Below are 10,683 nucleotides of genomic sequence, written 5' to 3' on the forward strand. Positions count from 1 at the left end.
AACCGTACGTCCGGTGCAATGAGAGGGGCGAGAATTAAACTCCCTCTACTCTATTAACCCAAAATGTGGAAGTATGATAAGATGATACCGAGGATCAAGACGAACCAGATCATCTTAGTTGATGTAACGCCTTTCTTACCAAGTAGCCAGTAAACAAGTGTTACGAGTAGTACTGGTACCAAGGATGGCATGATTTGGTTTAAAATTGTTTGCATCTTCAGCGTGATTTTACCGGTATGGAAAACGTATGGTACTTTCGCCTTAATAACGGTAGGGATCAACGCACCAACCACCGTTACACCAAGCAAAATAGCTGAGTCAGTGATAGCATTCAACTTACCAGAAGCTGAATCGATCAACTTAGTACCTTGGTAGTAACCCATTGGCAAGAATGAAAAACGAAGGAACAAGATGATAAGATCAACAAGGATCCAAAGGATAGAACCAAGTGGATTGCCTCTAAGTCCCATGTAAGCACCAATTGAACCACAGATAGTTGGAATAATCGCACTAAAGATCGTGTCACCAATACCGGCAAGTGGTCCCATTAAACCAGTCTTAATACCAGCAACAGTATCTTTAGACTTTATACCTTGACTTTCTTCAAGGGCTAAGTCAACACCAATGATGAAGTTACCAACATAAGCGTTAACGTTGAAAAATTGAGTTTGCATCTGCATCATTTCGACTAATTCGTCGTCTTTGTACCAGCGCTTAAGAAAAGGCAAGACAGCGTAGAAGTAACCAGGTGCCATCATTCTTTCGTAGTTCCAAGATAATTGACTGCCCCAAAGCCAACGCCAGTTAGCTCTGAATAAATCTCTCTTGGTTAACTTACCTGAATTAGTTTTCGTATTCGCCTTCGTCATTTTCATATTCCTCACTTTCTGTATTATTTGTGTTTGTAGTAGCAGGTTTTTCTTCTAATTTAGCAACTTCGCGTTGGTAGTGAATGTAGGCAAGAGCTGCACCTAGTAAGGCAACACCAAGCATCGGAATCTTCATGTAGGAAGCTGCGATAAAACCAATTGCTAAATATGAAATGAAACGCTTAGTTGGTAAGTATCTAAGCAAGATAGCGATACCAACAACAGGTAAGATACCACCGGAAACTTTAAGACCGTTAGTTAACCAAGTAGGGATGATGTGTAAGATCATTCTGACAACATCGTTACCAACAATTAAAAGAATGAAGACAGGGATCGCACGTGAAAGTCCCCATGAGAAAGTTCCCCAAAGGGCGTTTCTTGCGGCTGCATCTGGATTGTTTTCCTTAATAAATTTGTCCATTCTGTGTTGGAAGATGGTGTTGATGAATCGAGCAAGCACATCGAGTTGCACCATTAATAAACCAACTGGAACGGCTAAACCGATCGCAAATTGAATACCTTTACCAGATAAAACGGCATAAACGGTACCAACGATCGCACCAGTCATAAAGTCAGGCATTGAAGCACCACCATAGGTTGATACCCCAAGGACCATCAATTGCAGGGTGGATCCTACGGCAAGACCTGTAGTGATGTCACCCATAATAATTCCTGAAACCATACCAATGGCTAAAGGATTGTTCAAAATCGATACAGTTAATTGATCGATAATTACCCAAAAAGCTAGGCAAGTTAATAGTAAAATTTGCCACCAAGCTATTGTCATTTTTAACTCCTTACTTAATCATTTCCATAAAATCTTCTTTAGGTTCACTAGGTACCATTTGATGGTAGATGTGGCATCCCTTTTGATCCAAATATTCAAAGTCTTCTACATCTTTATCAAGCACTGCGACACTCTTAGCGACTTGGCGTGAGTGAGGCTTAGTTGACATGTTGCCGACGTTGATTTCAGGTAGTTTTACATCAAAGTCGACAAGTTGACGCAATACGCCGGGGTTCTTAACCAGTAATAAAACGGTTTGACCAACGTATTTGCCAGAGTTAATTCTGCGAGCTGCACCGTGAGCAGTAAGAATACTGAGGTGAACGCCGTGTGGACAGGCAGTCTTAAGGCCGGTCTTGAGCACGTCATTTTTAACGATGTCATCACCGACAACCATGATGCGAGTTAATTTCAAGGCGTTGGTCCACATAGTTGCAACTTGACCGTGAATTAACCGTTCGTCGATACGCACGTTTTGCATCGTGTGAGGAGTTAGGGTCACGTTCTTGTTAGGCGTTTCTTCCTTCTTAATTGTCTTCTTTGGTTCTTCCTTTTTCTTGGTTAAACCAACAGGTGCCATGTTGTCGATTGCTTGCTTAATTGCTTCATCGATTGGCGTGCCCATAACGACAGCGAGCAGTAGCGGCATTGATAAGCCGCTGTAAACCGCAACGTCGGGATGCTTTTGTTGGTAGCGTTGCGCCGTGTTGGCTGGCGTACCACCTGCAATATCGACGAGGATAGTTGGTGCTTCATCGAACTCGCTGGCTGCTTTAGTAATCTCTTCAAGTAAGTCATCTTGATTCATGGTTTGTTTGAACGCGATTGCCTTGACGTTTTTGTGTTCGCCGGCAATCATTTCTACGCTGGCTTTGGTTGCCTTAGCGTATTCGCCATGACTGACAAGTAAAAAATTTGCCATTCTTTCTTCTCCTTTTGTACATAACAAATAGATATTATACACCAATTGGTCTAATTAACAAAAAGGCAGTATCACACATTTGTATTGAATTAATTATTATTGGTCTAGTCTATTTATTATGTAAGTGATTACATTGGTGGTAGAATGGGAAAGTTGATAGAAATGAGATTTGTACATTGAGATTATTAAACGCCTATATTAATAACTACTTGTTAATGGATTTCAATTAAAAGATGTTCTTAGCTTTTCTTAAACCAAAGTTTATTGAAATTAATATACTAAAGAAATAAAATAAAGACGTAATTTTAGAAGAACGAGTAAAAGAAAGTTAAAGGTTGTAATATATGTGAATAAAGAAGGTAGAAGTAACTAGTGCCATAGCACTAGCTTTATCTGCAGTAGCTTTAGTAGGGACACAAACTAATAATAAAGTTCAAGCTGCGAGTTCTAATGTCGAGAATAGCTCTGTCGTTAAAGAAAGTAGCAATGCAGACATAGCTACTATTCAAAAAAATTATCAAGTAGCACAAGATCAATATAAAAAAGCAAATGATGCTTGGAATCAAATTCAACAAAGTGAAAATAGTAAGCTAAATCAAGCTGAGACTAATGCTGAACAAGCTAAGGCAAATTATGATTCTCAAGTTAAATTAAATGAACAAGCCAAAGCTGAAAATGAAACAGCTCAAAATAATCTCGATCAAGCTCAAAAGGTAAAGGAACAAGCTGAGAAAATGCTCAAGAGGCTGTGAATGGTGGCCTGGATAAAGCCAATTCTGCTCGGGATGCTAAACAAAAAGAAGTAGATTCAGCTCAATCCGATTTAAATAAAACTCAAAGTGATGCAAAGAAAAAACAGGAAGAAGTAAATAAAGATCAACAAGATTTTGATAATAAATCTAAAGCAGTCTCCGATGATACTCAAAAGTTAAATCAGGCTAATTCCGAGCTACAAACAAAAACTGATGCGAAAAATGCCGCTGATACTGCTGTAGATCAAGCCAATGAGGAAGCAAAAAAGAATCCGGACTATAAATCAGCTAGTGATCAGTATGAATCTGCTACAGATAAATTAAATGAAGCTCAAAAGAATAAGGACGCGGCAGATAAGGCGTTAAGTGAAGCAAATGAAGCAGTTAACACAGCTACTTCAAACCAGAAAGAAAAGCAAGACGCAGCCGATGGTGCAAAAAATGGTTTAACCCAAGCTCAAAAGAATAAAGATGCAGCAGATAAGGCCTTAAACGATGCAAATGATGGAGTAAAAACGACTACTGCAACCCAGAAGGAAAAACAAACGGCAGTCGATGAAGCTCAAGATGCTTTAACCCAAGCTCAAAAAGGTAAAGAAACAGCAGATAAGGCCTTAAGCGAAGCAAATAATGGAGTAAAAACGACTACCGCAACTAAGAAGGAAAAACAAACAGCAGTCGATGAAGCTCAAAAATCATTAACTCAAGCACAAAAGAATAAGGACGTGGCCGATAAGGCCTTAAGTGAAGCAAATGAAGCAGTCAACACCGCTACTGCAACCCAGAAAGAAAAACAGACAGCAGTTGACAATGCCCAAAAATCATTAACTCAAGCACAAAATAGCAAGGATGCAGCAGATAAGGCCTTAAGTGATGCAAATGAAGCAGTCAACACCGCTACTGCAACTCAGAAGGAAAAGCAAACCGCAATCGATGAAGCTCAAGATGCTTTAACCCAAGCTCAAAAGGGTAAAGAAACAGCAGATAAGGCATTAAGTGAAGCAAATGAAGCAGTCAACACCGCTACTGCAACTCAGAAAGAAAAGCAAACCGCAGCTGATAAAGCTAAAAATGAATTTGATGGTATAACTTCTCAATATAATGCTGCTAAGAATATTTTTAAAAAAGCTCAAATAAGTGAAAAGAATGTTGAAGCAGCATTAAATAAACAGAAACAAGCTACTCAAGAATTAGCAAATGCTGTTAAAGCTCAAAAACAAGCAACTGATAATTTAAGAAAAGATACTATTGCACAGCAAGTTCTCGCTACTGCTAAAACGCAACAACAAACTTTGGATTTTGCAGTTAAACAAAAGTCTGATAAGCTTAATAATTTACAAACAGAATTAGATCAACTTAAACAAACTGCCACAGCTTTACAAAAGAAGGTTGATGATTTCACTAACGCTACTAATGCTTTAATCATTGCTAACCAAGAAGCCGAAACTGCTGCTGAAAATGGATGAGGAACAGAAAAAAGAACAAGAAAAAGACCACGGCCAGCGGTAAGCCGGTCATGGTCATAAGCGTCCATCGGACGCGTAGCCGCAGAATGAAATTCTGCGTTCAAAGGGGCTTGGGGGCGCTGCCCTCAACAAGCAAAGCAGAGGGGGAAATCACGTCAGGATTTTTCCCTCTGTGGGCCGAGTGTATTAACACCGGCATTGCTTGCCACTTTTGTTCGCAAACAATATCCGTATCCTTTACACGATGATTTACTTTTATTATCATAGTCGTAATAAGTATATAAACTACTTACATATAAGCACCTAAAATATGAAAGGGCTGATAAAATGATGACCTTTGAAAAGGTTTTAGAAGTATTCAACGATTACCTAAATAAAGATAGTGTTTTGGAGGTGGTGAACACTAAGCGAGGATACACCGTTATGATTTGGGATGAAAAAGATGAGCAATGGTTTGGTGTGGAACATTGCAAAGCCCCCGAGCTTTTACGGGATGCCTTACTTGATGGCTATCGTGATTTTTTAGAGCAACAACTTACTCATAACCGCAGGAGTTTAACCGAAACAGAAATCTTAGATATTCAAAACCGATGTGAACAGCTTTATGATTTGTGTGGAGAATAAAAAAATAACCTAAAAAGTGCGATAGCCTGTGTAGGTGTCGCACTTTTTTCAGTTGGCTTGGCTTACGAAAACAGCGTTAATTATTCCGCAGTTTCTCTTGCCTTTTTCAAGCCTTGAGCCGTAGCTTCCATCACGATAAGCTCCTTTTCTTCCATATCATTCAACAGTACATCAACTTGTTTGCGGCGATTGTTGTCGCCATCTTCATTGCATGGAAAAAAGAACTGGTCTACAGAGATGTCAAGCAAGGTAGTAATGAGATAAAATTTGTTAAGCCTTGGGTGCTGCCCCCTGTTCTCTATATACATAATAGAGCGTGGCGTAAGGTCTACCAGTTGGGCAAGATATTCCTGTGTCCACCCTTTTGCTTCCCGAGCTTTTTTTATCGCTATACCTAACGGCTTAAAATCAAGTTTTCTTTCATCTTGGTACATTTTAATATCATCCTATATCATTGTACATTTCGGGTGATGATATTTGAACGAAGTATGATTTTATGTTTAGTAGTGTATAATTTCGTATTAGTGGAGAGAAACTTGCTATTATTCGTCATTCCGTATGTAATAATTATATACTCTTTGCGAAAGGAAGTTGATATTATGAATTACATTTCTGTGAAAGCCGCTTCTGAAAAATGGGGCATATCGGAAAGACGGATACAAAAATTATGTGAGGAAAATCGCATTGACGGAACTGAAAAATTTGGTCGTGCATGGATGATACCAAAAGATGCAGAAAAACCCGTTGATGGACGTATGAAAACAAGGAACAAACAGGAGGAGAATCATGGAATTTAATGAAAAGCTACAACAGCTTAGGACTGGAAAGAACTTAACGCAGGAACAACTTGCGGAGCAATTATATGTATCAAGAACAGCCATTTCAAAATGGGAAAGCGGCAAGGGTTACCCTAACATTGAGTCGCTCAAGTGTATTTCTAAATTCTTTTCTGTGACCATAGATGAACTGCTATCGGGCGAAGAACTGATTACACTTGCCGAAACTGAAAATCGTTCCAACTTGAAAAAAATTTACAGTTTCATTTATGGAATATTAGATATGATGGCGGTTACTTTTATACTTTTGCCGTTGTATGGTAACCTTGTTGACGGATATATTTATTCTGTCAATCTACTTTCATTTACAGACACTACCCCAATATATCTTGCAATCTATTGGATTGTTTTTATTGTTTTGATTGCACTTGGGATAGCGAAACTGATGTGTGTTTGTTTTGAAAAGGAATCATGGAGCAACATAATCACAAAATGCTCTCTCGTGCTGAGTACGCTTTTTATCTGCTTCTTCGCTGCGGCAAGACAACCCTATGTAACCGCCCTTATGTTTCTGCTATTTGTTGCTAAAATATTTGTCTGGATAAAGCAAACCCAAACAAAGTAAAATGCCATAAACCCTTTAAAATAGGCTCTGACACGATAAGTGTCGGAGCTTTTTTCGTGCTGACATCTATTGTGTCGGCATTGTGACGGTAGATTTCTTGGCTTCTATGCAATACTCGTGGATAATAAGATTGTGGTCAGCGAAAACAAGAACAGCAACCCACGGAAAGGAGAATCAAATATGGATTATATCATTGAAACAGAAAATCTTACGAAGCGATACGGAACAGCCACCGTTGTCGATAAGGTAAATCTTCATGTGCCAAAGGGCAAAATTTATGGTTTGCTCGGCAGAAACGGAGCAGGCAAAACCACAGCAATGAAAATGATGTTGCAGCTTGCTTTCCCAACGGAGGGAACGGTACGCTTGTTTGGCACAAACTATAAGGAAAATATCCATACCCTTTATAGCAAAGTAGGCTCTATTATCGAAACACCGGGATTTTACAGTAATTTAACAGGGTATGAGAATTTGCAAATTCTCGCTAAACTGCGAGGGGGAGTATCTAAAAGTGGAGTAGAAAAAGCTCTTGAAGTTGTGGGGCTGCATAAGGAGAAAAGAAAAGTCTTTTCCGATTATTCCCTCGGAATGAAGCAACGGCTTGGTATTGCCGCCGCCATTATGCACGAGCCGGAGCTTTTAATACTTGACGAACCGATTAACGGACTTGACCCCATTGGAATAGTTGAAATACGCTCATTTTTATCTGAACTTAGTCACAATCATGGCATTACCATTTTTATCTCAAGCCATGTTTTAAGCGAGATTGAACAGATAGCAGATATTATCGGCGTTATGCACGAGGGGCATTTAGTAGAGGAAGTGAATATATCCGAGCTTCACAAAAGGAATCGAAAATACATTCAATTTGATTTATCTGACAGTGAGATAGCCGGAAAGATTTTAGAAAACCACTACCACATGACGGATTTTACAGTGCAGGACGGTACGGTGAGAATTTATGACTTTAGCCAAAGTGTTGGAGAAATCAATCGAGAATTTGCACGAAATGGACTGCTCGTGACAAGGATAAATGATAGTGAGGAAAACTTAGAGGACTACTTTTCTAAACTGATTGGAGGTGGCGGTATTGCTTAATCTTATTTCTTGTGAATTATTAAAACTAAAGCGTTCAAAAATGGTGCTAATTAGTGTGGCAGGGGTATTATCTACCCCACTTTTGATGTTAATAGAAGCCTTGCAAACACATTTTGATAAGCCGGAGATTATCTTTACCTTGTCTGACATATACAGCGACAGTGTACTGTATATCATGCTGCTGGTAAACATTATGATATATGTGGCAATTGCAGCTTACTTGTTTAGCAGAGAGTACACAGAAAGCACCCTCAAAACCATATTGCCCATACCCATTTCAAGGACAAAACTATTAATTGGAAAATTTTGCACCCTGCTTCTTTGGATTGTTATGCTAACCCTTGTAACATGGGCAGGTATATTTATCGTTTGTGGGCTATATGACGCTGTCTTTACATTGGAGGGATATAGCTTACTAGTGGCAATAGTATGGCTCCCCAAGTTTTTGTTTGGCAGTATCCTGATGTTTTTAACAGTTTCTCCTTTTGTGTTTGTTGCTATGAAAACAAAAGGATTTGTCGCCCCGATGATTGGCTCTGCCGTGATTGTCATGGGAAGTGCCGCACTTTCAAATCAAGAATGGGGAGCGTTGTATCCGTGGACAGCCACCTATTTCTTGGTGCAGGGTAAACTTCAGAGTACCGGCTATCCTACACTGCTGTCTGTATCTATTATTATTCTTGTATCAGCAGTTGGTTTTCTTATGACCTTTCATCATTTTAAAAAGGAGGATTTGAAATAATGGTACTTGATTTTATAGAAATTTTAAAAGCCCGGATTTAAAATTGAAGTGCAACACTAAGTGTTAAACAAAAAGGCCATGAAGACCTAAACTTGAAGTGACGAAAAATCAAGAAAGGAAGATCTTCATGACCAATTCAAATTCTAGCATTTCTAAGCACTATCATCAATTAACCAGCGTACAACGTGGACAAATTCAAGCAATGCTGGATTCCGGCATAACTTCCCGTACTGTTATCGCTCAAGAAGTTGGCTGCCATAAGTCGACAATCAGTCGCGAAATCAAACGCGGAAGCGTCCTGCAAAGAGACAGCAGCTATTTATTGTATGAGCACTATTACGCTGATACTGCACAGATTTATTATGAGAAGCGTCGCCAAAACTGCTATCAGCGCAATCCATTGAAGCATTATGCTGTCTTTTTGAGAATGCTCTCTAGACGCTTTAAAGCTAAATTTGATGCCACCAGCATCGATGAGTTCGTTGGTGAATTCAAAAGGACCATGCCAGGCTACCCTTGTCCCAGCACACCAACCGTCTATCGCTATATTGATCAGGGCTTGCTGGACATAAGCAATATTGATCTGCCTATGAAGCTCAAAAGACGCAGGAACAAGCGTCATCACGGCCATGGCGGTCATGCTTTGCACAAGAAGAATCTTGGCAATTCCATTGAACAGCGTCCTAAAGAGATTGAAGACAGAAAAACGCCGCTGCACTGGGAAGGAGATCTGGTTAAAGGCGTCAGACGCAAGAATCAGCCTGCTTTAATGACTTTGACCGAAAGAACCACACGCTTTGAAGTAGTTATCAAGATTCCTGACTATCGGGCAAGCACATGCCAAAGGCTGCTTCAAAATGAGATTGACAGACATCCTGCCTGGTTTAAATCGATCACGTTTGACAATGGCTCTGAGTTTGCGGATATGACCAAGATCAAAGGCTGCCAGATCTACTTCGCCCACCCATATTCTCCATGGGAAAGGGGCACCAATGAGAACTGCAATGGTCTTTTGCGTCAATTCTTCCCTAAGGGCAAGAGTATGAAAGACAAAACAAAGGCTTATGTTGAACAGGCAACCAATGCCATTAACCACAAACATCGCCGAATCCTCCAATATCAGACAGCAGAAGAACTCTTCAAGCAATACATTTCTTCATAGCCTAACTGTTGCACTTAATTTGACAATTCAGGGAAATTTTAAAAGTTATTTTTCTTGGAATTGTTGAGGGTATTACTGAGTGGCTACCTATCAGCAGCACAGGACATATGATTCTTGTGGACGAATTTATCACACTTAATATGAGCGAAGCATTTAAAGAAATGTTTTTTGTTGTTATTCAACTTGGAGCTATACTCGCAGTGGTTGTAATGTTTTGGAACAAGATGTTTCCCTTTCAATTTAAGAACAAAGCACAGTCAATTGTTAAAAAGGATACTTTCTCGTTGTGGTTCAAGGTTGCGGTAGCTTGTGTACCGTCAGCTATTATGGGGATTCTATTTGATGATTATTTGGATGCTTACCTCCAAACCCCCATTGTGATTTCAATCATGTTAATCTTTTATGGTTTGTTATTCATTCTCATAGAAAATTGGAATAAAAAGCGTAGTTTAATTAAAGTGTTAGATAATGCTAAAGTATATAGAATTAAGGGCGGAAGATTTTATCGTATTGGTAAAAATAGATTTGTAAAAGTTGGAAACGTTGAAAAATTCACAATCCAAATTAACATGCATGCTACTATTGCAGGTCGTAAGAATCGTAAAGTTCATGTTTCAAACTCTAATGGTAAGCATATAAATAAGTATGTAATTGCTGGTCATAATTATAGATTTGATCGTAAAAAGGTTATTAAAGGTGAAGTTTATTACCGAATCGCTAATAAAGATCAGTGGATTAAAGAAAATAAGTTGATTTTTAAATAAAATAAATAGTATTTATTAATAAAGTTTAGATTGGTATGCAAAAAGTGTCTGGGAAAAAACTAATTCCTAAGACATGAAAAAAGAACGATGATTTCC

12 protein-coding genes and 1 pseudogene are annotated in these 10,683 nt (G+C 39.0%); 9 read left to right on the plus strand and 4 right to left on the minus strand.

Annotated elements, in window-relative coordinates:
* Window positions 1–53 precede the first annotated feature (53 nt).
* The 3 genes from CP355_RS08470 to CP355_RS08480 are packed head-to-tail and all read right to left on the minus strand — an operon-like array spanning window position 54 to window position 2,578.
* Window positions 54–869, minus strand: coding sequence for a PTS system mannose/fructose/sorbose family transporter subunit IID (locus CP355_RS08470; RefSeq protein ID WP_014565646.1), 816 nt, complete (start codon window positions 867–869; stop codon window positions 54–56).
* A complete protein-coding gene (locus CP355_RS08475) occupies window positions 844–1,656 on the minus strand; it encodes a PTS sugar transporter subunit IIC (RefSeq protein ID WP_014565647.1) in 813 nt (270 codons plus the stop codon). Before CP355_RS08475 ends, CP355_RS08470 begins: the two co-directional genes overlap by 26 nt.
* 10 nt (window positions 1,657–1,666) lie before the next feature.
* Window positions 1,667–2,578 (minus strand): PTS mannose/fructose/sorbose transporter subunit IIAB, encoded by a 912-nt coding sequence (locus tag CP355_RS08480; RefSeq protein WP_014565648.1) that lies wholly within the window; start codon window positions 2,576–2,578, stop codon window positions 1,667–1,669.
* A gap of 748 nt (window positions 2,579–3,326) precedes the next feature.
* On the opposite strand from CP355_RS08480, the gene CP355_RS08485 reads away from it, so the two are divergent.
* Both CP355_RS08485 and CP355_RS08495 read left to right on the plus strand, forming a co-directional pair.
* Window positions 3,327–4,796, plus strand: coding sequence for a hypothetical protein (locus CP355_RS08485; RefSeq protein WP_065991027.1), 1,470 nt, complete (start codon window positions 3,327–3,329; stop codon window positions 4,794–4,796).
* A gap of 327 nt (window positions 4,797–5,123) precedes the next feature.
* On the plus strand, window positions 5,124–5,420 hold the full coding sequence (locus CP355_RS08495) for a hypothetical protein (RefSeq protein WP_002576327.1): 297 nt from the start codon (window positions 5,124–5,126) through the stop codon (window positions 5,418–5,420).
* Window positions 5,421–5,500: 80 nt separating this feature from the next.
* On the opposite strand, the gene CP355_RS08500 is transcribed toward CP355_RS08495, so the two are convergent.
* On the minus strand, window positions 5,501–5,854 hold the full coding sequence (locus tag CP355_RS08500) for a helix-turn-helix domain-containing protein (RefSeq protein ID WP_002576326.1): 354 nt from the start codon (window positions 5,852–5,854) through the stop codon (window positions 5,501–5,503).
* A gap of 165 nt (window positions 5,855–6,019) precedes the next feature.
* Between CP355_RS08500 and CP355_RS10820 the strand changes: the two genes are divergently transcribed.
* The 7 genes and pseudogenes from CP355_RS10820 to CP355_RS10825 all read left to right on the plus strand — a co-directional run bounded on the left by CP355_RS10820 (window position 6,020) and on the right by CP355_RS10825 (window position 10,587).
* Window positions 6,020–6,217: a helix-turn-helix domain-containing protein gene (locus tag CP355_RS10820; RefSeq protein ID WP_009246557.1), complete on the plus strand. Its 198-nt coding sequence runs from the start codon at window positions 6,020–6,022 to the stop codon at window positions 6,215–6,217.
* A complete protein-coding gene (gene bcrR / locus CP355_RS08510; protein WP_002576325.1) occupies window positions 6,207–6,821 on the plus strand; it encodes a bacitracin resistance transcriptional activator BcrR in 615 nt (204 codons plus the stop codon). The genes CP355_RS10820 and bcrR overlap by 11 nt, the downstream gene beginning before the upstream one ends.
* A 180-nt stretch (window positions 6,822–7,001) precedes the next feature.
* Complete coding sequence (gene bcrA / locus CP355_RS08515) at window positions 7,002–7,919, plus strand: bacitracin ABC transporter ATP-binding protein BcrA (RefSeq protein ID WP_002576324.1); 918 nt, start codon at window positions 7,002–7,004, stop codon at window positions 7,917–7,919.
* Window positions 7,912–8,661, plus strand: coding sequence for an ABC transporter permease (locus CP355_RS08520; protein ID WP_002576323.1), 750 nt, complete (start codon window positions 7,912–7,914; stop codon window positions 8,659–8,661). Before bcrA ends, CP355_RS08520 begins: the two co-directional genes overlap by 8 nt.
* Before the next feature lie 127 nt (window positions 8,662–8,788).
* Complete coding sequence (locus tag CP355_RS08525) at window positions 8,789–9,823, plus strand: IS30 family transposase (RefSeq protein WP_098044331.1); 1,035 nt, start codon at window positions 8,789–8,791, stop codon at window positions 9,821–9,823.
* Between the two features lie 35 nt (window positions 9,824–9,858).
* Window positions 9,859–10,272: pseudogene (gene bcrD, locus CP355_RS10610) on the plus strand (bacitracin resistance undecaprenyl-diphosphatase BcrD); the annotation flags it as partial.
* The gene (locus CP355_RS10825) at window positions 10,246–10,587 is read left to right on the plus strand and encodes an SLAP domain-containing protein (RefSeq protein WP_288145714.1); all 342 of its coding nucleotides are present in this window, start codon (window positions 10,246–10,248) and stop codon (window positions 10,585–10,587) included. The pseudogene bcrD and the gene CP355_RS10825, both read left to right, overlap by 27 nt.
* The last annotated feature ends 96 nt before the right edge of the window (window positions 10,588–10,683 follow it).

This window comes from Lactobacillus sp. UMNPBX4 (assembly GCF_002554115.1).
In the GTDB taxonomy this organism is placed as follows: domain Bacteria; phylum Bacillota; class Bacilli; order Lactobacillales; family Lactobacillaceae; genus Lactobacillus; species Lactobacillus gallinarum.

Excerpts from the sequence above, each read along its gene's own strand:
- CP355_RS08470 (WP_014565646.1), bottom strand. The coding sequence starts at position 869 with ATGACGAAGGCGAATACGAAAACTAATTCAGGTAAGTTAACCAAGAGA.
- CP355_RS08475 (WP_014565647.1), bottom strand. The coding sequence starts at position 1,656 with ATGACAATAGCTTGGTGGCAAATTTTACTATTAACTTGCCTAGCTTTT.
- CP355_RS08480 (WP_014565648.1), bottom strand. The coding sequence starts at position 2,578 with ATGGCAAATTTTTTACTTGTCAGTCATGGCGAATACGCTAAGGCAACC.
- CP355_RS08495 (WP_002576327.1), top strand. The coding sequence starts at position 5,124 with ATGATGACCTTTGAAAAGGTTTTAGAAGTATTCAACGATTACCTAAAT.
- CP355_RS08500 (WP_002576326.1), bottom strand. The coding sequence starts at position 5,854 with ATGTACCAAGATGAAAGAAAACTTGATTTTAAGCCGTTAGGTATAGCG.
- CP355_RS10820 (WP_009246557.1), top strand. The coding sequence starts at position 6,020 with ATGAATTACATTTCTGTGAAAGCCGCTTCTGAAAAATGGGGCATATCG.
- bcrR (WP_002576325.1), top strand. The coding sequence starts at position 6,207 with ATGGAATTTAATGAAAAGCTACAACAGCTTAGGACTGGAAAGAACTTA.
- bcrA (WP_002576324.1), top strand. The coding sequence starts at position 7,002 with ATGGATTATATCATTGAAACAGAAAATCTTACGAAGCGATACGGAACA.
- CP355_RS08525 (WP_098044331.1), top strand. The coding sequence starts at position 8,789 with ATGACCAATTCAAATTCTAGCATTTCTAAGCACTATCATCAATTAACC.